This window comes from Mucilaginibacter sp. RCC_168 (assembly GCF_041355315.1).
Lineage (GTDB): Bacteria > Bacteroidota > Bacteroidia > Sphingobacteriales > Sphingobacteriaceae > Mucilaginibacter.
The window spans coordinates 60,930-81,837 of sequence record NZ_JBFUPN010000005.1; the positions used below are offsets into that span (position 1 = coordinate 60,930).

Sequence of the window (20,908 nt, forward strand, 5' to 3'; positions counted from 1 at the left end):
ATTTTATACATTAGTTCGCTATTAAATCTATGCCAGATAAGCCCTTCTTTTCCATTATCATACCGGTTTTCAATGGTGCAGCCACACTATCAGATGCCTTAAATAGTATTTTAAACCAAACATTTACCAACTATGAGGTAATTGTTATCGATGGTTTATCTACAGATAATACCATGTCTGTAATCAATAGTTATGCTAAAGAGTTACCTCTTCAATATTTATCAGAACCAGACAAAGGCATTTATGATGCCATGAACAAGGGCATAAAACTATCCTGCGGCGATTGGTTATACTTTATGGGGAGCGATGATACATTGTATGATACAGAGGTATTATCGGCTATACACCAGGAGTTAAGCAACAATTCATGCCACCTGATATATGGTAATGTTATTGGTCAGTTATCAAACACAAAGTATGCTTATGATACAGTAGATAGAGTTTTAACAGAGGGACTCCATCACCAAAGTGCCTTCTATAGAAGAACCCTTTTTGAAGAGTTAGGCGGCTACAGCAATTCATTTAAAATAGCAGCCGACTATCATTTTACTTTAAAAGTATTTGTCAGCAAATTACACAAAACACATTATGTAAACATTGACATCTGCCTCTATGGCGAAAGTGGTTTTAGTTCACAAAACTATGATTATAAATTTTACAGCTATCACTACAAGTTCTTATCAAAAAATAATGCCTTAAAACAAACCCCGGCCTATCAAAAGTGCTTAGACGACTCCGTGTATTGCTGTTTGTATTTAGCTATGAATAAAACAGACACTTTATTTGCCTGGCAAAACCTACTGTTTTACCTGTTTCGAAAAAACACATTTACCTTTAAGCATAAAATAAAAAAAGGGATCCAAATGCTTAAATGGAGCATACTAAACAACCGATAAAATTTAGCTTCATTTATCTCTTTCGGGAAAAGGCCAAAATCATAACATTAAAGGATAGTTTCGGTGAATTTTATTGAACCTTGTTTAAATATCTTTGTTAAAAATATTCGCGGCTAAGGCCGCTTGTACGATCATCTATTATAAACATCTGTTATGGCTAATCCATTTAAAGAATCCAGTGTCGACGAAATAAACCAGGTAATGCAGCGGTCATACGTGGCGTTCGAGATCTACAGAAAAAAAAGCATCGAAGAAAAGAGCAAGTTTCTGGATACTATAGCCCAGGAGATTGATGCACTGGGTGATGCCCTGCTGCAAAAAGCATCCGAGGAAACTAACCTGCCAATTCCCCGCCTCACCGGCGAACGCGCCCGCACTACAGGACAACTGCGCATGTTTGCCACCATGCTGCGTGAGGGTAGCTGGGTAGAGGCTACCATTGATACCGCACAACCCGAACGCACACCGCTACCAAAACCAGATCTGCGCAAAATGCTGATTCCTCTGGGACCTGTGGTGGTTTTTGGGGCAAGTAATTTCCCCTTCGCTTATTCTACCGCTGGCGGCGATACCGCAAGTGCACTGGCTGCGGGTTGCCCGGTAGTAGTAAAGGCCCATCCTGCCCATGCCGAAACTTCAGAAATGGTATATGAGGCTATTAAAAAAGCCATAGCTATCTGCAATATGCCCGCCGATGTTTTTCAGCATGTACATGGTACTTCTTTCGAAAGCGGCAAGGCGTTAGTACAAGCTGAGCACACGGCTGCCGTAGGTTTCACCGGCTCAACCGCGGGTGGCAAGGCCCTGTTTGCCTATTCGGCACAAAGGGAAAACCCGATACCGGTATTCTCCGAAATGGGCAGCATTAACCCGGTGATCTTTTTACCGGATACTTTGCAAAAAAACACAACCGACCTGGCCGCACAATACACTGGCTCCATTACACTGGGCATGGGACAGTTTTGCACCAATCCCGGACTAATGCTGGCCATAGAAAGTCCGGCCCTGCATGATTTCCTGGAACATTTAAGCACTGGCATCAAGGCGATACAACCCGCCAAAATGCTGCACGCCGGTATCCACACCGCATATCAGAAAAAAAGCACTGCCGCACTTAAGCAAAATGGCGTAGCCCTGGTTGAACAGACCGAAGCAACAGCCTATGATATAGAAGCATTGCCTATTATTGCCCAGGTAAGCGGCGAAACGTTTTTGCAGAACCCGCTGCTGCACGAAGAAGTTTTTGGCCCATACTCGCTCATGGTAAGCTGCCGTGATGAACAGGAACTGATAGCAGTTTTAAAGTCCGTATCTGGTCAGCTCACTACCACGGTAATGGGTACCGAAAAAGACCTCACCAATCATCCCGAGCTGATAGATCTGCTGCCATCACTTGCCGGTAGAATATTATTTAATGGTGTACCTACCGGGGTGGAGGTTTGCGCCAGCATGGTACATGGAGGCCCTTCGCCTGCCACTACCGATAGCCGCTTTACCGCTGTTGGCATTAATGCCGTAAAACGCTGGGTTCGCCCGGTATGTTACCAAAACTGGCCGGATAGTCAGTTGCCGCCAGCCCTACAGAATGCCAACCCGCTGAATATATGGCGTATGGTTGATAATGAGTGGAAAAAGTAAAGCCTCCCAACCCTCTCTGAGGGGAGGGCTTTTCTAAACCATGTTATTGAGCGAAGCGTGGCAATCTCTATAATTCAAGTTGTCATCCTGAGGAACGAAGGATCTGTTCGCAGACATTTCTATGGCATAATAGATTCTTCGCTATGCTCAGAATGACAATCTTATTATTTGTACTTCGTCGTTCCTCCTCGTATGACGTAATGGAGTTATCTACGCCATTTCCTTTATAAAAATCTCCTTTATACGCTCAATTTCTTTAGCGTAAGTAGTTTTCTTGCGCATGGAAAAATACAGGATGTTCTCTACCTTCTTCCGGCCTTCCCATATCAGCTTTACATCACCGTTTTCTATCTCCCGCTTGCATAAAAAATCGGGGATCACCGCCAGACCTGTGCCGCTACTCAGGCAGCGTACTATCGAATTTAAATTCGGCACAATAAAATTGGGCTTAAAGTTGGGCCTCCGGTTAAAGTTGTTATACCAAAAACGCAGCCAGTGCTCCATATCGCCGGTGGTACCATACCAGCGCTGCGCGGTAAGCCATTGTTCTAAACCAGCCATATCATCCTGTGACAACAGCCTGTCAAATTCGGCACAGTCAATATTTTTCCCAGCCACCAGCACAATAGTTTCTTTAGAAAAAGGGGTGTATTCGATGCTTTTGTTACTACCCTTTTCGGGGGTGATGATGAGGTCGAGGATGCCATTATCCAGGTCGGCCAGCATCTGCGGGTATTCGCCAAACTTAATGATCACATTGAAAGGTAATGTTGCCAGGTAGGGCTCCAGCGTGATCTGGAAAGTTTCAAAACACATGCCTATGCTGATGGTGGGCGTATCTTTTTCGGTACTGCGATGGAAATGCTTTTCGGCCGATTCCAGTTTTTCCAGCGCTTCCTGGATATAGTTATACAGGATCTTGCCGCGCTCAGTCGAAACCATTTTACGTGAGGTACGGTCGAACAGTTTATAGCCCACATAAGCCTCTAACGAACCGAGGTGCAGGCTCACGCCGGGTTGCGATACGTACAGTGCCTCGGCTGCGCCGGTAAGGGTTCCCGTTTCATATATCGCTTTAAAAGTCCGGTACCACTCTAAATTTACCATAACTTATGCTATTATAATTATGATACAAATGTATGATTTAAATTATTTTAATAGTAGTTAAATCCGGCATAATTTTGTGTTATCAAAATTTAAGATAAGAATATGAAAAAAATATTTGTAATAAACGGAGGGCAAAAATTTGGTCATTCCGGAGGTAAGTTCAACAAAACCATTAGTGATGCCAGTGTCGAATTTTTTAATAACCAGCCTGGTTATGAGGTAAAATATACCGATGTTAACGACGATTATGATCCTGCCGAAGAGGTTGAAAAATACGTTTGGGCCGATGTAGTAATCTATCACATCCCTATCTGGTGGTTCCAGGTGCCTCACGCGCTGAAACAATATATAGACGTGGTGTTTACCGAAGGACACGCTAAAGGTATTTATCACAGTGATGGCCGTTCATCAGTCAACCCGGCTATCAATTATGGTACCGGCGGTATGCTGCATGGCAGGCAGTATATGTTAACTTCCTCATGGAACGCCCCTCGTGAAGCCTTTACATTGCCCAATGAATTTTTTAATGAAACCAGTGTAGACGATGGTGTACTATTCGGTTTTCACCGGATGAATGCCTTTACTGGGATGACACCTTTAAAAAGCCTGCATTTTCACGATGTAGAAAAAAATGCCAATATTGAACGCGATTTGCCCGTTTATATCAATCATCTTACTGAAAATTTCATCACCCATACAAAAACACAACAATATGAGCATTTACTTAACTGCAATAGTTAAAAGCATCCCCGGCGAGGCCGAAACTTTAAAAGCGCATTTACTGGAACTGGTAAGCCATTCTACCAAAGAAATCGCTTGCCTGCAGTACGATCTGCATCAGGCCGATGATGAGAACACCTTCATTTTTCACGAAGAATGGAGTGATGCCGCCGGTTTGGATTTGCATAACAGCCAGCCGCACATCCAGCGCTTTATCAGCAACACCGCCCATCTGCGCGATGGTGATATTTTGATTTACAAAACACAGCCGGTAAAATAATGGCGGGCAACCGGCTTACATTTGCGGGATTTAGGTGAGGCTCGTCTTCAGCTTTCTTTGGCGGGTAATCATCATGACGTATGCTATCGGGGATAAAGCATGCAAAAAAAAGACGAATAAAGGAGGCTCCTCCAGAGCCAAAAGATTGTTTATCTATTTTCTATAAACCGGATGTTCCTCTGGAACACCCGGTTTTCAGGACTCCGGTTTAAAGGTCATGAAGTAAAATTTTCTATGCCTGGTGTAAGGGTAAACGCCCATGTTTGGTGTCACAGCCTCAAATAAGAAACATGGAAAGAGTCCGCGAAACAATTATTGCTTTACTGATGATCTTTTTACTGATAGGAACACTGATCGTCATTTACAGTTTATTGATCTGGCAGGAACTGCCCAAAATACTGACACTGGTTTTGCTTTTTTCACTGGTATTACTAAAAAGCAGTATTGCTCATCTGCATCATGATCAAACCACCCGCGAATTAACTTACACTGACGCCAAGGCCATTAAATTCTTTTTGCTGAGCATACTCAGTGCCTTTTGTGTAGTGATATTTATTTCGTACTTGCTTAAAAGTCAGCAGCAGGCAGCCGAACTGGCTTTTGGAACAAGTTTACTGACTATAAAAAAAGCGCTCGACTTTTTGCCTTCCGACTAATCCTCTGTATACAAATGTTTTTTTATTGCTTAAACCTTTTCATCAGATCAGGTGTCATCAGGGGCAGTTTAATTTTGTATCGATAGCCACCATCAAAAGTATCCTCCTCCCTTAAAAACTCGTGGCCTTTTTTGCTTATCCAATAGGTTTCGGTATAGTGCTTGCCCTGATATTCGCTCTCGGTAAACAGTTTCCAGCAGTCAACTTTGTCATTATTCAGCGTGCTCAGCATCTCGCTGCCGGTTACCTTATAGGTTACATATTCAGGTGGTGCCAACCCAGCATCGTAAAAATTAATTACAAAGGTTTTACCTGCTGCAAGGGGAAGCATTTCAAAAGTTTCAATATCCAGGTTCCAGTTAAAATTGGGCTGCTTAAATGCCAGCGAAAAATTTTTAGCTGTATTATCTTTTACGCTATCAGCCCCGGTAATTTTATCCACGCCCCAATTATAAGCCTTTGTTTTATTGTTAATAGTTTCTGTATGGTAAAGTGGTGCAAAATCAGCCATTCTGTTAACTGAGTATACCGAGCGGTACGCAAGGGTGTCGCTGCCAAACCAGTGTTGATTTATGGTAAATACCTTTTCGCCGTTGCGGCTTTCGATAGCGGTATTACGTATCCAATACCAAAAACGTAAATTCTTTTTGTTGTTCAGCATCTGAAAATATACCAGGTATTGCCGGTTACCGGGTTTCAACACCTGTGTCAAGAGCCGTTTATCAGCCAGGCGTATGGTATCGGTCTGTGCCCATACCGGTTTTAAATTACCCATTAATGCCCATAGCAGGGCTAAAGTGGTAATTATAAATTTAAAGATGGAGCAGTCAGTTCTCATGATAGTTAATGGTTAAAGATTATTGTATGATCAAAGCTGTTGTTTATATACTATTGCCAAAAATCATTTCAACTGTCATGGGGCTATTTTTAACCAGGAAGGTCATATGTTCAACAAGGGCATTACAGGCCAGGGAATTGATCGTCAAAGCATATTAGTTGAATAAAGCCGGGTAAGCGTTGAAAAAAGACCACAACCCCAAAAAACCTTTGTAATTTTAGGCATGATGCAAGTGTTTAAGGGTAAGGCCACTATTACCCAGCTCCAATGGCTGGTCTGGATCTCCGTTTATATTATACTCTTCCTTTCCTTTACTTCTATGGATGGTATTAAGGAAAGTGTGTTTTATACCAACATGTATATTGTTTATTATGTATTGATCATATACGGCAATATCCGCTTTCTGTATCCCCGTTTTTATGAAACCCGCAGGTATGTTTTGTATGCACTACTTTCCCTGCTCCTGTTATTTGTTGCAGGTATGGGTCGGGGTTATCTGAGTACCTACTTTTATAACACCTATTTTGCCAAACCCGGACAAGCCGAGCCGATAACATTTCCCGCCTTATTAAAATTTGTTTTGGGTGGCGGCCTGATATTCGCACTGAGCTTTATATTCCGTATAGCCATCGCTTATTTTAAATTAAAGCAGCAAACCGAAGAGATCATGGTGCAAAAAAGCCAGGCCGAGCTCAACCTGCTCAAATCACAGGTACAGCCTCATTTTTTGTTCAATACGCTTAACAATATTTATTACGAGGCTTATCGCGAAGCTCCGCGAACGGCAGCGCTAATTGAGCGCCTGTCAGACATTATGCGTTATTTTTTAGATGAAAGCCCGTTGGATGAGGTTTCCATTAACACCGAAGTTAAATTTTTAGAGAATTACCTGGAGCTGGAAAAGATCCGCATCCGTCATGAAGTGCAGCTTACCTTCACAAAACAATTTAATACCGACTTGCGTATCCCGCCTATGCTGCTGATGACTTTTGTAGAGAATATTTTTAAGCATGGTATCGATAAATCAAGCCTGGATAACTGCATCAAAATTTCACTGGTTCAGGAGGATAATTACCTGATGTTTGAAACCGTGAACCGGATCTACGACAAACCGAAGCAAAACGGCAGCAATGGATTTGGCATCACTAATTTACGCAAAAGACTTACCTTGCTCTATCAAAATAATTTTGAACTGGATACGCATAAGAACGAACAATCATTTACCGCTTTTTTAAAGATCCCATTAGCGTGAATTTAAATTGCATTATTATTGACGATGAACCAAATGCGGTAAAGCTGCTCGAAATGCTGATCGGTCAAACTACGCAATGGCAGCTTTTAACCAAATGTTATAACGGACTGGAGGCGCTCGCCTTTTTAAAGGAGAACAAAAACAAGGTTGATTTTATATTTTTAGATATCAATATGCCTCACCTGAGCGGGATGGAACTTGCCGGCTTATTACCCTCCGACACCAAAATTGTTTTTACTACGGCTTATTCCGAGTTTGCTGCCGAAAGCTATACTTTTAAAACCATCGATTACCTGCTGAAACCTATTACCCTGAAACGTTTCCTGGCGGCGCAGCAAAAAATAGAATTTTACTTTGGTAAGGCCCCGGCTGCAGTCGCCATGCCTGTACAGTCTGATCAGGAATACTTTTTTGTAAAATCGGGCAAGGTGCTGCGCAAGATCCTGCTGGAACATATTCTTTACTTTGAAGGCGAAAAAGAGTATGTGCGGGTTGTTACCCAAACCGATCAGCTGTTGATCTACCGCAGATTAAAAGATATTGAAGAGCAGCTTACTGTTCCTTTTGTGCGGGTACATAACTCTTACATCGTCAATACCAAGCAACTCAATAAGATCCAGGACAACCACATTTATATTGGCGATAAGCATATCCCCGTAAGCGAAAAATTTAAGGATGGCTTTATGGCGGTGATCAATCAAAGGATATTTTGAGGGGTACAGGCATAAATAATTTGCCATTCTGAACGAATCTAAACATCTGATAATATCATATTGCGAAGAGGAACAACGAGAAAATCTCCTTGCATACATTTACTTGGGATGAGATTGCCCGGCTATTGCTTATAATAATGACCTGTATTTTTTTTAACCTCTAAAACCCCTTCTTCCTTGTAATTCCAGGCTTTCGGGTTTTCCGTTCGGACGGTTCTGCAAAACCTTCAGCGCCATAGTTGCGGGCCATTTTGGCGATACGTTCTTCGAGTGTTTCGGTGGTGAGCCGTTCACGGCCCAAGCTATCAACCATGATAGGGAACGCGAATGGCGTTGGCCGTTCGATAGTTTTGAGGATGATATTTTGGGTGGCGATGCGCTGCAGGGCTGCCCTTAGCCTAAACTCTTCTAACTGAAAGGCCAATGCTTCGTTGTAAGCTTGTCGTACCAGCAGGTTGTTGGGCTCATACTCAGAAAACACTTCAAACAGTAACGATGTGGATGCCTGCAGGTGCCTGTTTTTTACAGGCTGGCCGGGGTAACCGGTAAATACCAGCCCGCCGATATGGGCGATATCCCTGAAACGCCGGCGGGCCATTTCGTTAGCGTTGAGGCTGTGCTGGATATCATCCAGCAGGTTATCTATCGAAAAAAAGCCGGCATCTTCCAGCACCTGTTCAATGGGCACATCTTCATCGGTCAGCAGTTCAAAGCCATAATCGTTCATGGCGATGGAGAAGCTGGCAGGTTTTATTTTGCTGATGCGAAAGGCCAGCAGCGATGCCATACCCTCATGTACCAATCGCCCTTCAAAAGGATAAAACAACAGGTGGTGCCCTTCGCGCGATTTGAACGACTCGATCAAAAACTCATGACTCTGGGGCAGGTGCGAAAGCTGCTGCTGCAGATCGAAAAGTGGTTTAAGGGCGATCACTTCTTCGTCCTTTTCTACCCCATGCGCTACCTCATCCAGCTTATCCCTAAATACAGCAGCCAATTGCGATGATAAGGGCATGCGCCCACCGTTCCAGCTGGGGATAATGCCCTTGGTGGAGTTTGATTTTTTAACATAGGCTGTCATTTCTTTTACCCGGATAAATTCCAGGCTGCGCCCTGCGAACCAGAACGTGTTACCGGGTTTCAATCGGGATATAAATGATTCTTCGATAGTGCCCAAGCTACCGCCGCTGAGCCATTTTACACGTATGCTGAGATCGCTGGTAATAGTGCCGATACTGAGGCGGTGGCGCATGGCCACGCGCCGGCTGTTTACTTTGTACAGGCCATTCTCTACCTCCACCTTTAAAAACTCATCGTACTGGGCCAGCGTTTTGCCGCCGATGGTGATAAAATCAAGCAGCTGGCCAAACTCATTTCGGGTAAGATCAGCAAAGGCGTAGGTGGTTTTTATTTCTTCGAACAATTCTTCTGCCCTGAATCCATCGGATACAGCCAGGGTAACCATATATTGGATCAGCACATCCATAGTGAGCAGCATGGGGTCGCGGCTTTCAAAAATACCTTTTCTGATGGCCTCTTTCAGGGCGGCGCCTTCCAGCAGTTCCAGCGAATGGGTAGGTACAAAATAGGCCCTTGATACCGCACCGGGATGGTGACCGCTCCGGCCGGCGCGCTGCATAAAACGGGCTACACCTTTGGGGCTGCCTACCTGAACCACGGTATCAACCGGGCGAAAATCGACCCCAAGGTCCAAACTGGAGGTACATACTACCAGTTTTAAAGCTTCGGCATGCAGGGCCTGTTCTACCCAGTTGCGCAGTTCGTTATCCAGCGAGCCGTGATGCATGGCCATGATACCCGCATACTCGGGGTAATTATCCAAAATAGCATGGTACCAGATCTCGGATTGTGACCGGGTATTGGTAAATATGAGCGTGGTTTTGCTGCGCGCCACAATCTCCATCACTTCGGGCAGCAGCTTTAAACCGATGTGCCCCGACCAGGAATAATTCTCGACATTTTCCGGAATAATAGACCGGATATCCAGTTTTTTATCCAAATTGGCCCGCACCATTTTGATACGCCTCGGCGGGAAATCATTACCTAACAAAACTTCGGCGGCCTGCTCCAGGTTGCCGATTGTAGCGCTGATACCCCAGATGCGAAGCGGGGTGCGGAGGTTCGGGGAGTCGGGTTCGAGGCCGGGGGAACGAGGCGCGAGGTTTGAGTCGGAGTTTTTCCATGCAGTTTTATTTTCATTTCCCGCACCTCGCTCCCTGTTCCCCGCAGCCAAAACTTTCAACTTTGACAATCCCAGCTCCACCTGTACGCCGCGTTTGGTGCCCAGGAGTTCGTGCCATTCGTCAATCACAACAACCTGTAAGCCGGCAAACATTTTAGGATACTCCTTTTGTGCCAACATTAAGTGCAGGCTTTCGGGAGTAGTGAGCAGTACTTCGGGTAGTTTTTTCTTGAGGGCCTGTTTTTCGGCGGCGGGGGTATCGCCGGTGCGGGTGGCGATGTGCCAGGGCAGACCAATTTCGTCGCAGGCTTCCTGCATAGCCTTGCGGATATCGTTGGTGAGCGCGCGCAGTGGCGTTATCCACAGCATGAGCAGGCCGTTATTTTTCTGGGTAGTATAGGTATCAGGATGCTGGTTGATGAACCCGGCCAGGAAGGGCAGGAATAGCGCGAAGGTTTTGCCGCTGCCGGTAGGCGCGTTGAGCAAACCGGAGTAGCCCGAAAGGTACGCTGTCTCCATTTCCTGCTGAAAGGGAAATTGCTGCCAGTTTTTTTGCCTGTACCATTGCTGTATAACCTGTTGGCCTTTGAATGTCATTTATTTGTTCAACAAATTAATGTTAATTTGGTTAGGTATCAGATAGGAATCAAATAATTTGTCGTATAGTCGACTCACCGCCCATCGCTACGCTTGGTCACCCTCTCTTCGCCTTTAGCGGAAATAGGGGATTTGAAAACATGAAAGAATAAAAATAATAATTTTTCACCCTCTTTGCCGCTTGCGGCAGAGAGGGTCGTCAAGCGAAGCGAAGACGGGGTGAGTCGTTTGACGGCATGCTACCACGAAATTTTCTTATACATATATCAAGCTACCCAACAATATAAATATAATACCGTTATAAAAACATGATGAAGAATACCATACTATTATTATGCTGCGCCGCCTTATTTGCCTGTAAACAGCCGGCGCAAAAACAAAGCAACGCTGATACCACGGCGCAAACTGCCGATACGGCTAAAGCCCAAACCGCTATAACCAATAAACTGATTACCCCGGGCAGAAGCATTGGTGACATAGTATTAAGCGAGGATGTGGCCAATGTAAGCCAGCTATTGGGCCGACCCGATAGCTCGGATGCGGCCATGGGAAGTTCGCTAATGGTATGGCACAAAGCCGGTGGTTATCGTACCAGCGTATTTGCGCACCGTAAAATGGGTGATAAGGATGAGATCATTAGCCGCATACAGAAGGTACTGGTTAATTCGCCGGAGTATAAAACAGCAGGAGGACTGGGCGTTGGCAGCAGCCTTGCCGAGATTAAAAAAAGCTATAACCTGAAACCAACCAGCGACTATAAAAATAAGGATGGCAAAGTGCAGGTTTATACCGATCTGGATAAAGGGATATCTTTTGAAATAGATGCCGCCGATAAATGCGTAGGCGTAGTGGTTCACCAGCTACACGATACATCCGTTGCTTATTTAAATATGCATTGAGAACTTAGCAATATTATCGGACATATAAACCTCTCTTAAAAAGTTCTTTCGCATGTTTGTCATTTCGAAGGTACGAGGAGAAATCTTCTTTGACAAGCAATTTGGACTTTTTTCACAGCAAAAGATTTCTCTTTCGCACAACGTTCATGCCGGCCCGTGCTCTATCGAAATGACATGCTTTTTATGTATGGTAAAGAGCATGAGAAATAAAGAAGCTACAATAAAAACGCCCCGCCGGGTTGACCGGCGGGGCGTTTTTAATTATATCCCTGATAGAAATTATTTCTTTTCAGTTTTCTCGGGCATTAATACCAGTTTGATGTAGTTTTTACCGCTCAGATATTTGTTGGCAGCATCTTTGGTGCTTTGTACGGTTACCTGGTCCAGGCTGCTTACGTGGTTCAGGATCTGGTCTGGGTTCTCTTTGTTTTGCAACGAGGAGGCCAGATAGCTTGCCCAGAAAAAGTTTTCTTTCAGCTGTTCTTGTGTTGAACGGGCTTCTTTAGCCACAAACTTCTGGATGTCTGTTGGCTGGGCGCCGTTCTGTTTGATCTTGCCAATTTCTTCGATGGTGGCATTGATCAGCTTATCTACATTTTCAGGAGCGCAACCAAAGTAAACCGAGATGCTGTACCTTCCACCCGGAATTTTACGGTAAGAGGCACGTACCCCTGGTGAGTATACACCGCTTTCCTGCTCGCGTAAGCGCTCTATCAACTTAATATTTAATACTTCTTCCAGCGCGTCCATTTGCAGGTTGTTGGCATCATTATACTCATAATCGCCGCTAAAAACCAGCTGCACACTGCTTTTTTCACCCACGCCTTTATTTACCGTAGTGTTGATGATGCCTGCCGGCGGATGGATTCCCAGGTCCTTATAAGTGGTATTGCTGTTGGTTGATGGCAAACCGCCCAGGTAATGGGTTAGGTATGGTTTAATGGTTTCGACATTGAAATTGCCGACCAGGGTAAAGGTGAATCCTCTGGCATCGGCAAAACTGCTTTTGTAAAACGCATAAGCCTTATCCAGGGTAGCCTTGTTTAACCTATCGATAGTGGTTACCATCGACCTGAAATTATGGTTGCTCAAAACAGCCGACACGGTATCCTGGAATACATTTACGGGATCGAGACCGCGGTTGGCCAGTAGCGACCGGGTTTGATCGATTTGCGATTGCCAGATATCCTTGTCCTTACGTGGCTGTGTAAAATACAGGTAAATAAGCTGCATAGCCGTTTCAAAATCTGCCGGCGACGAATTACCGTTGATACCCTGCGCATACTCGCTGATATAAGGCGAAATATTTACATTTTTACCGGCAAGCTTTTTATCCAGCTGGCCCTGGTTAAACTGGGCAATACCACTGCTGCTTACTATTGGAGCAGCTAAATTGGCCGAAGTAAAATCATCATCGTTAGCCAATGATGTACCACCAAAGGAGTAGCCGTTGATCAGGATCTGATCGTTACGGAAATCGGTAGGTTTTAAAACCACTTTCACCCCGTTGCCTAAGGTAAGGGTAGTTGTACCAATGGCCTCATCCTTTACTTCGTTAACCACGTTGGTACCATCAGGAAGCTTGCTGATCAGTGGATCAGACGATACATTATCCACATAAGCGGTTACATTTTGTCCGGCTGACGCTATCCATTGTAATATGGTTTTTTCGTCGGGCAGTTTGTCTTTATCCTTATCTGGTCCTTCCACAATCACCACCCGGTTTTGGTCACTGATGAATTTGCCGGTAAGGGCATTCATTTCGGCAAGGGTTATTTTGCCTATGTTATTGATATAAAAATTGTATTCAAAGTTAATACCGGGAATAGCTTCGCCGGTTAAAAAGTTTTGCTGGTACTCCCTTACAAAATTTACTGAGCGGGTTTTATCGCGTTCTTTATAAGCATTGCCTATCCCTACCAAAGCATCCTGTTTGGCGCGTTCAAGTTCGGTTAGGGTAAAGCCAAATTTGCGGGCGCGTTCAGTTTCGGCAACAACGGCTTTTACCGCGGCCTCCAATTCGCCAGGTTTAGATACGGCTATAGACGTAAACGCGTCCTGTTCGCCAATAAAGCCACCATAACTGGAAGCGCCATACAAAAACGGCGGATTAGGCTTTTGCTTAAGCTCACCTAAACGCGCATTGAGCATCTGGTTAAACAGTTGCTCGCGTATTTGCTGCATATAATCGGTAGTGGTTTTGGTAGGCGTTCCGGGATGTTTTACAATGATCTGGGCAAGCGTGTACGGAAACTCTTTATCAGTAGCTATTTTAACCGCGGTGCCAGGTGTTGGCGGTACGGTATATTTGGTGCGTGCTTTTTCGCCGGCCGGGTTTTGCAGCTGCGAAAAGTTTTGTTTGATGAGTTCTTCTACCCGTTTAGGATCAAAATCGCCCACGGCTATCACCGCCTGCAGATCGGGGCGGTACCAGTCGTGATAAAAGCTTTTGATGGTTTCCGGTTTAAAATTTTTCAGAATATCCTCTTTACCGATAGGCAAACGCAGGGCATAGCGCGAATTATTCAGCAGCACTGGTAAAGTTTGCAGCTGTAAACGCTCCTGCGCGTTTTTACCGCGCAGGCGCTCTTCTTCCAATACCACGCCGCGTTCTTTATCAATTTCGCTGGGGTCAAAGCTTACATAGCCGGCCCAGTTGGCGAGTATTTTAAAACCGTTCTCAAATATCTTAACCGTATCCGAAGGGATAGGCAGCTGGTATACGGTTTCATTAAAGGAGGTATAGGCATTCAGGTCGGCGCCAAATTTTACGCCAGATTTTTGCAGATAATCAACCATGGCATTTTTCGGGAAATCGCGGGTACCGTTAAAAGCCATATGCTCGGTAAAGTGGGCAAGACCCTGCTGATCGTCAGTTTCCAAAACCGATCCTGCTTTATTTACCAGGTATAGTTCGGCCTTGTTCTTGGGCTCTACATTTTTACGGATGTAATAAGTTAAGCCATTAGGCAACTTACCGATGATCACCTGATCATCAACGGGCAAGGTGTTACCTTTAGCAGCGGCTTGTGCTGCAGCTGGTTTGTTTTTTGTCGATGCGGCCGGCTTTTTCTTTACTTGTGCTATGGCGCTTCCCGAGCTGATGATCACTGCCAGGGCAACTGCAGAAAGCTTTAGGTTTAAATTCATATAATTTGAATGGGATATATAATGCTAAGATGCAAAACGAAATTCTTAGTTACAAGTTACTAAATGTTAATTATTCTTTTGGGCCGGAGCTGCGTCGGCCTGAAACGCATCCTTCATCATTTGCTCCAGCTCGGGGCGATGATCGGCAACTGCTTGTTGCCCCAATAACATCCCCTTTTGTATCAGAATTGGGGATTTAACACTCACTTTTTTTCCGAGCGGGGTACTATAAAAAGCAGTTAATTGTTTAAGCTCATCCTCGGTAAATTCAGCCGCATAGGTTTTGTCAAGTCGATCTTTCAGGGCATCCCAGGTGAAGTATTTAGCCATAAAAGCGTTCATTACTTTCACGTATGATGCCCGGTTTGCCTCGGGTATCTGTGCGCTTGAGGCATCTACCATTTTATTTAATATATCGCCAAATTGAGCGCTCACTCCCGTAGCTATCAAATATTGCTCGGCAGCCTTCAGGTGCGATGGTTTAAAATCGGGAGAAGTAGTTTGCGCTTTTAAATGAGTGGCAAACAGAAAAACAGTTGCCGTAAGGATGATAAGGTTGAGTTTTAATTTCATGATTATATTTTGATAAAGATCTTTTTGATATAGAACACCCACATCACCAGCCACAGGATAGCTACTGTAAATATAGCGCTGGCCAGCGAAGCGTTGATAGGCGAAAAGAAAGGTACAAATAAGGTTTGATAAATGGATACCCCGCCAATTTTGATCATCCCCATATAATGCGGGATATAACCGGATAATACATAGGCGGTAATGGCATTAGCGCCAAAAACCACAAAAAAGTAAGTGAACCGTTTACGTCCCTGCACATCAATAAGCCAATAACACAGGGTAAGGGCAATAGTGGCCAGTCCGCCGGTGTATAATACAAATGAGCTGGTCCACAGCGCTTTGTTGATAGGGAAAAACAGGTCCCAGATCAGGCCCAGCACAACGGCAATTACGCCATAAGTAAACATCCAGCTTACTTTAACATTATCGTCGCGGTCTTTACGTTTTAACCAGCTACCAACCCGTATACCAAATAAGCCTGTAGCCAGGGCTGGTATGGTGCCAAGCAAACCTTCGGGATCCCAGGTATGCGATTCGCGCCAGAGATGGTTGGGACCAAACACCAGGCGATCAATCCAGGCACCCATATTGGTTTCTGGTTTCAGGTTGGCATAACCTACGCCGGGTACCGGTATGCAGGTCATGATGATAAAATAACCGATGAGTGCGAGGGCAAATATCCAGTCGCGTGTTTTTTGCGATGTTTTGAGGTAAAGGATGGTACAGATAAAATAAACCAGCGCGATACGCGGCAAAACGCCCGGCAGGCGTAAATGAGCCAATCCTCCATCCGGATGAAAGATCAATTGTGTGATCCATGGAATAGCGATCAGGATAGCAGTACGGCGCAAGGCATTCAATAACAGTTTACCATGCGGTACGGTAGCTTTTTTGCTTTCCATAGCATATACCACAGATACCCCCACCATAAACAGGAAGAAAGGAAACACCAGGTCGGTAGGTGTACAACCATCCCATTTGGAGTGTTCCAGCGGAGCATATATATGTCCCCAATCACCCGGGTCATTTACCAGGATCATGGCAGCGATGGTAGCGCCCCGGAAAACGTCAAGGGAGAGGAGTCTGGGGTTTTTGATTTGCGTGGCGGTCATTGGGTTTTACGTTATACGTTTATTCTTAATTCCCTCCCCACAGGAGGGGTGCGTTGGTCTGAGTGTAAAGGCAGGGAGGGGTTTATACAAGCGATTGAACCATATGCTTAACGAAACCCCTCCCTGCCCCTCCCAAGAGTAATAGCCCATCAAATGACAGGAGGGGTAGCCCGCTACGGGGCACACCAAATTTTTACAATTATTTTCTACAAATATGTAGTCCCCACGGGACATAGAGCAACAATTTAAGCTGCAAATGTGGCTGTATTTCATGTCCCGTAGGGACTACATATTTGTAGAAATAGAACCAAAAGGTTTTTTGCCCCATTAGGGGCTACACCTCTTGAATTAGTATAGATGCTGTCTTTTCATGGGCTATTCCCCTCAAGAGGGAGGGAGTCGCACATACCTAGGCTTTTTTATTCCCGTTGCCTGTGTCCTCACAGGCTACTATTTCAATTGGTAAACAAATCGGCTGTGAAGACACAGCCGATGGGTGCATATAAACGCGAAGAGATTGCCACGCTCCGCTCGCAAATGACATATTGTTTGTCTACCACGTCAAACGTATAACCTAAAATATATAACGCTTAAACGCCTCCATGGCTTCATACTCAGCGAGTCCGAGGCGGTCATAACGCTGGGCAGTGTCACGGGTACGGTCCTCGGCCCTCACCCAGAATTCCCTGGCATCATCACCCGGGAAAACCGGACGGTCTTTTTGCGACTGATGTTTAAAAATGGCATTGCGCTTACGGATCACCTCCTGTGGCGAAAGCGGCACGGCCATTTCAATTTCATAGGTTTCAAACTCGTGCCATGCACCACGGTACATCCATAACCAGCAATCATCCACCCATGCTTCCTTACCTTTCAGGCGGGCCAAAGCAGCCAGGATAATGTTGAAGCAAACCAAATGCGTACCATTCGGGTCGGCAAAATCACCTGCAGCAAAGATCTGCTGTGGTTTTACTTTTTGTAACAATTCAATGGTTAACAAGATATCTTCCTCGCCCACGGCGTTTTTCTTGGTCTTGCCTGTTTCGTAAAAAGGCAAAGCCATAAAATGGATGTGGTCATCTTGCAAACCCGCGTAACGGGCACCCGAGATAGCTTCGGTCTTGCGGATGAAACCTTTTACATTGCGGATCTCCTGGGTATCGATTTGGTTAGGCTGTTTCTGCGGAAAGAAAGCCCGCATCTCTTCATACAGTTTTTTCAGGTGACCAGGATCTTCACCGATAGAATGGGTAAAATCAATGGCAAACTCCATGTACCGTAACACATCATCATCCCAAACGGCGGTATTACCCGAGGTTTGGTAAGCCACATGCACATCATGCCCCTGGTCTACCAAACGGATAAATGTACCACCCATCGAGATCACATCATCATCCGGGTGGGGTGAGAAAATGATCGAGCGCTTTTTGGCAGGCAAAGCCCGCTCGGGACGCTGTGAATCATCCGCATCAGGCTTGCCACCAGGCCAGCCGGTAATGGTATGCTGAATCTGGTTAAAAATATCAATGTTGATGTTGTATACCGGGCCCTGTTCCACGGCCAGCTGCGCCATACCGTGGTTGTTGTAATCTTCCTCGGTCAGTTTTAATACCGGTTTACCGATGGTATCCGCCAGCCAGATCACCGCTTTCTTCTTCAATATATTATCCTCCCATGAACAATCTTTAACCAGCCATGGGGTATCAAAACGGGTGAGTTCAGAAGCCGCGGCTTCATCCAGTACAAATTCTACATGGTCTGACAATTGCAGGTAGGTAGCCGGCACCTCGCCAGACATTTCACCTTCCACGGCTTTTTTGATGATCGGCGCTTTTTTCTTGCTCCAGGCCATCAGGATAATTTCACGGGCCTTAAAAATAGTACCGATACCCATGGTAATGGCTTTGGTAGGCACGTTGGCCTTGCCGCCAAAATCACGGGCGGCATCACTGCGGGTCAGGTCATCCAGGGTCACTAAACGGGTACCCGAGTTAGGAGCCGATCCCGGCTCATTAAAACCGATGTGACCGGTACGGCCGATACCCAGGATCTGGAGATCCAGGCCACCCAATTCTTCGATCTGGCGCTCATAGTTTAAGCAGAAAGCCACCACATCATCTTTATCCAAAGTACCATTGGGGATGTGCACATTGGCTTTATCGATATCTACATGGCTGAAGAGGTTTTCATACATGAAAGTAACATAGCTTTGGGCCGCGTCAGGTTTCATGGGATAATACTCATCGAGATTGAAAGTGATCACGTCACGGAAAGACAGCCCCTCCTCCCTGTGCAGCCGAACCAGTTCTGTATACACACCGATGGGGGTAACACCGGTAGCCAAACCGAGCACGGCTTTTTCACCGCGCGATTGTTTGTCGCGGATGAGCGTGGCAATGCGGGCAGCCACCGCTACCGAGGCTTGTTGCTGGGTTCCATAAACGCTTACCGGCAGCTTCTCGTACCGGGTCTCTTCCAATAAATTTAATCGGGCCATGTATCAGTATTAATAAGTTTATATGCTTGTTCCAAAACAAATATATCAGATATTTATGTAGTGAGGGTATTAATTTCTCTTACTTTGATTCGCAAACGTTTGTGTAAAGTCCATCTCCCGATAGCTATCGGGATGCAGAAGGGTTGAGATGCGGCCGCTTATTAATTTAACTTTTGCAAAGCCCCGCAACAAATTGTAATTTAAAGCCATGTTACCGTTCAATCAAAATCTGCAGCAGCTGTTCCATATCGCCAAAAAAAATAAAAAAATGGGTATTGGTCTCATGTCGGGCACTTCACTGGATGGGTTGGACATTGCTTTGTGCAGTTTTACCGGTAGTGGCCTGCAAACCCAGTTCGAGCTATTGCAATTTGTTACTATACCTTATCAGCAAAGTTTTAAGGATGAAGTGCAGCAGGTTTTTGCCCGCAAAACGACAGACCTCGAACAGGTAACTTTACTGAATGCTTTTATAGGTAACTATCATGGCCAACTGGTTTTGGAAGCGCTGGCCGGCTGGGGAATAGATGCAGGTTCGGTTGATTTTATAGCCAGTCACGGGCAAACTATTTATCATGCGCCCCAACGGCTGCATCACCGGGTCAATTATCCCAACGCCACCCTGCAAATTGGCGATGGTGACCACCTGGCGGTAAAAACCGGGATATTAACCATCAGCGATTTCAGACAGAAACATATTGCCGCCGGTGGCGAAGGTGCGCCTTTGGCTTTATATGGCGATGTGCTGTTAGGCAGTAAGCCCGGTGAAAACCGGATATTATTAAATATAGGGGGGATAGCCAATCTCACCTATCTGCCTGCGGACGGCGATGCTACTCAAATCTTATGTACAGATATCGGTCCCGGGAATACATTGATTGATGCGGCATGTCGTAAATATTTTAACACGGCGTACGATAAAGATTCGGCTATTGCCTATAGCGGTAAGATAAACGAAGACTTGCTCAGAGCATTGCTCAATCATGCTTTTTTTGAGGAAGCAGCTCCTAAAACTACGGGACCCGAATTATTTGGTTTAACTTATGTGGAGCAGGCCCAGTTGCGTACAGGTACAGAGCATATTAAAAACGAAGATCTGATAAGTACGCTAAGCATGTTTACCGCGGTAGCTATCGAGCATTTTATCCGGACAAATATCACGGCCCATGATCTGCATGTATTTATAAGCGGAGGCGGTGCCCGAAACCCTTTTGTGGTTAATTATTTAAAACAGGCATTAGCCGATACCCTTATTGCCGATACCGGCAGCCTGGGGATTAATCCCGATGCAAAAGAAGCTATACTATTTGCCCTGCTGGGTAACGAGGCCCTGTGCGGCGAACCTATGACCATTGGTAATAATCCTGCTGTGTTGATGGGTAAGTTTAGCTTTGCGCATTAAACTTGTAAAGCAAAATATTACTAATGAATTCGTTATATTTGAATTATGGGAGCGAAGGAATTATCGTCGGATGCTTTAAATGAACAACAGGTATTGATGTTGAGGCTATTAGAAAAGCCCCTACCTGAAGCTGATTTTGCAGAGATCAGACGTTTGGCCGTGAAATTATTGTCAAAGCGATTAGACGAAACCTTGGAAAACTGGGAGAATAAAGAGAATATTACCGAGCAAGGTTATGACCAATTAAGTAAAACACATTTTCGTAGTCCCGCCAAAAAGCATTAATGAAAATTGTGCTTGATTCTGCTTATAAAGAAGTTATCTTTTGAGGGTTTGGCTAAAGCCGCCTTTTACCTCCTCCATCCGTCCCATAAA

General features: G+C 45.1%; 17 protein-coding genes. 10 read left to right on the forward strand and 7 right to left on the reverse strand.

All coding sequences use genetic code 11. From position 1 onward, the window contains the following. Positions 1-29 precede the first annotated feature (29 nt). Together AB6735_RS05585 and AB6735_RS05590 are read left to right on the forward strand one after the other, a co-directional pair. Positions 30-896: a glycosyltransferase family 2 protein gene (locus AB6735_RS05585; RefSeq protein ID WP_370994868.1), complete on the forward strand. Its 867-nt coding sequence runs from the start codon at positions 30-32 to the stop codon at positions 894-896. Positions 897-1,049: 153 nt separating this feature from the next. Next, the gene (locus AB6735_RS05590) at positions 1,050-2,534 is read left to right on the forward strand and encodes an aldehyde dehydrogenase (NADP(+)) (RefSeq protein ID WP_370994869.1); all 1,485 of its coding nucleotides are present in this window, start codon (positions 1,050-1,052) and stop codon (positions 2,532-2,534) included. Between the two features lie 210 nt (positions 2,535-2,744). On the opposite strand, the gene AB6735_RS05595 is transcribed toward AB6735_RS05590, so the two are convergent. After that, on the reverse strand, positions 2,745-3,641 hold the full coding sequence (locus AB6735_RS05595; protein WP_370994870.1) for a LysR family transcriptional regulator: 897 nt from the start codon (positions 3,639-3,641) through the stop codon (positions 2,745-2,747). Between the two features lie 102 nt (positions 3,642-3,743). Here AB6735_RS05595 and AB6735_RS05600 point away from each other — a divergent pair, with 102 nt between their 5' ends. From AB6735_RS05600 to AB6735_RS05610, 3 genes are all read left to right on the forward strand, one after another. Then, complete coding sequence (locus AB6735_RS05600) at positions 3,744-4,382, forward strand: NAD(P)H-dependent oxidoreductase (RefSeq protein ID WP_370994871.1); 639 nt, start codon at positions 3,744-3,746, stop codon at positions 4,380-4,382. After that, positions 4,354-4,641 (forward strand): putative quinol monooxygenase, encoded by a 288-nt coding sequence (locus tag AB6735_RS05605; protein ID WP_370994872.1) that lies wholly within the window; start codon positions 4,354-4,356, stop codon positions 4,639-4,641. The genes AB6735_RS05600 and AB6735_RS05605 overlap by 29 nt, the downstream gene beginning before the upstream one ends. A gap of 290 nt (positions 4,642-4,931) precedes the next feature. After that, on the forward strand, positions 4,932-5,297 hold the full coding sequence (locus tag AB6735_RS05610; RefSeq protein WP_370994873.1) for a hypothetical protein: 366 nt from the start codon (positions 4,932-4,934) through the stop codon (positions 5,295-5,297). A 22-nt stretch (positions 5,298-5,319) separates the two neighbouring features. Here AB6735_RS05610 and AB6735_RS05615 read toward each other — a convergent pair whose 3' ends face one another. Then, positions 5,320-6,135, reverse strand: coding sequence for a hypothetical protein (locus AB6735_RS05615; RefSeq protein WP_370994874.1), 816 nt, complete (start codon positions 6,133-6,135; stop codon positions 5,320-5,322). A gap of 223 nt (positions 6,136-6,358) precedes the next feature. Here AB6735_RS05615 and AB6735_RS05620 point away from each other — a divergent pair, with 223 nt between their 5' ends. Both AB6735_RS05620 and AB6735_RS05625 read left to right on the forward strand, forming a co-directional pair. Continuing rightward, the gene (locus AB6735_RS05620) at positions 6,359-7,387 is read left to right on the forward strand and encodes a sensor histidine kinase (protein ID WP_370994875.1); all 1,029 of its coding nucleotides are present in this window, start codon (positions 6,359-6,361) and stop codon (positions 7,385-7,387) included. Further along, positions 7,384-8,100: a LytR/AlgR family response regulator transcription factor gene (locus tag AB6735_RS05625; protein ID WP_370994876.1), complete on the forward strand. Its 717-nt coding sequence runs from the start codon at positions 7,384-7,386 to the stop codon at positions 8,098-8,100. Before AB6735_RS05620 ends, AB6735_RS05625 begins: the two co-directional genes overlap by 4 nt. Before the next feature lie 160 nt (positions 8,101-8,260). Here AB6735_RS05625 and AB6735_RS05630 read toward each other — a convergent pair whose 3' ends face one another. After that, positions 8,261-10,900, reverse strand: a complete 2,640-nt coding sequence (locus AB6735_RS05630; protein WP_370994877.1) for a ligase-associated DNA damage response DEXH box helicase — start codon at positions 10,898-10,900, stop codon at positions 8,261-8,263. A 308-nt stretch (positions 10,901-11,208) separates the two neighbouring features. Between AB6735_RS05630 and AB6735_RS05635 the strand changes: the two genes are divergently transcribed. Next, the gene (locus AB6735_RS05635) at positions 11,209-11,799 is read left to right on the forward strand and encodes a hypothetical protein (RefSeq protein ID WP_370994878.1); all 591 of its coding nucleotides are present in this window, start codon (positions 11,209-11,211) and stop codon (positions 11,797-11,799) included. Positions 11,800-12,078: 279 nt separating this feature from the next. Here the strand turns inward: AB6735_RS05635 and AB6735_RS05640 are convergent, their stop codons facing one another. The 4 genes from AB6735_RS05640 to nagB all read right to left on the reverse strand — a co-directional run bounded on the left by AB6735_RS05640 (position 12,079) and on the right by nagB (position 19,131). Further along, complete coding sequence (locus AB6735_RS05640) at positions 12,079-14,949, reverse strand: M16 family metallopeptidase (RefSeq protein ID WP_370994879.1); 2,871 nt, start codon at positions 14,947-14,949, stop codon at positions 12,079-12,081. Positions 14,950-15,015: 66 nt separating this feature from the next. Beyond that, a complete protein-coding gene (locus AB6735_RS05645) occupies positions 15,016-15,522 on the reverse strand; it encodes a DUF2059 domain-containing protein (protein ID WP_370994880.1) in 507 nt (168 codons plus the stop codon). Between the two features lie 2 nt (positions 15,523-15,524). Continuing rightward, the gene (locus tag AB6735_RS05650) at positions 15,525-16,634 is read right to left on the reverse strand and encodes an acyltransferase family protein (protein WP_370994881.1); all 1,110 of its coding nucleotides are present in this window, start codon (positions 16,632-16,634) and stop codon (positions 15,525-15,527) included. A 574-nt stretch (positions 16,635-17,208) separates the two neighbouring features. Further along, positions 17,209-19,131, reverse strand: a complete 1,923-nt coding sequence (gene nagB, locus AB6735_RS05655; protein ID WP_370994882.1) for a glucosamine-6-phosphate deaminase — start codon at positions 19,129-19,131, stop codon at positions 17,209-17,211. 208 nt (positions 19,132-19,339) lie between these two features. On the opposite strand from nagB, the gene AB6735_RS05660 reads away from it, so the two are divergent. Together AB6735_RS05660 and AB6735_RS05665 are read left to right on the forward strand one after the other, a co-directional pair. After that, on the forward strand, positions 19,340-20,533 hold the full coding sequence (locus AB6735_RS05660) for an anhydro-N-acetylmuramic acid kinase (RefSeq protein ID WP_370994883.1): 1,194 nt from the start codon (positions 19,340-19,342) through the stop codon (positions 20,531-20,533). Between the two features lie 45 nt (positions 20,534-20,578). Then, complete coding sequence (locus tag AB6735_RS05665; protein ID WP_370994884.1) at positions 20,579-20,818, forward strand: hypothetical protein; 240 nt, start codon at positions 20,579-20,581, stop codon at positions 20,816-20,818. Positions 20,819-20,908 lie beyond the last annotated feature (90 nt).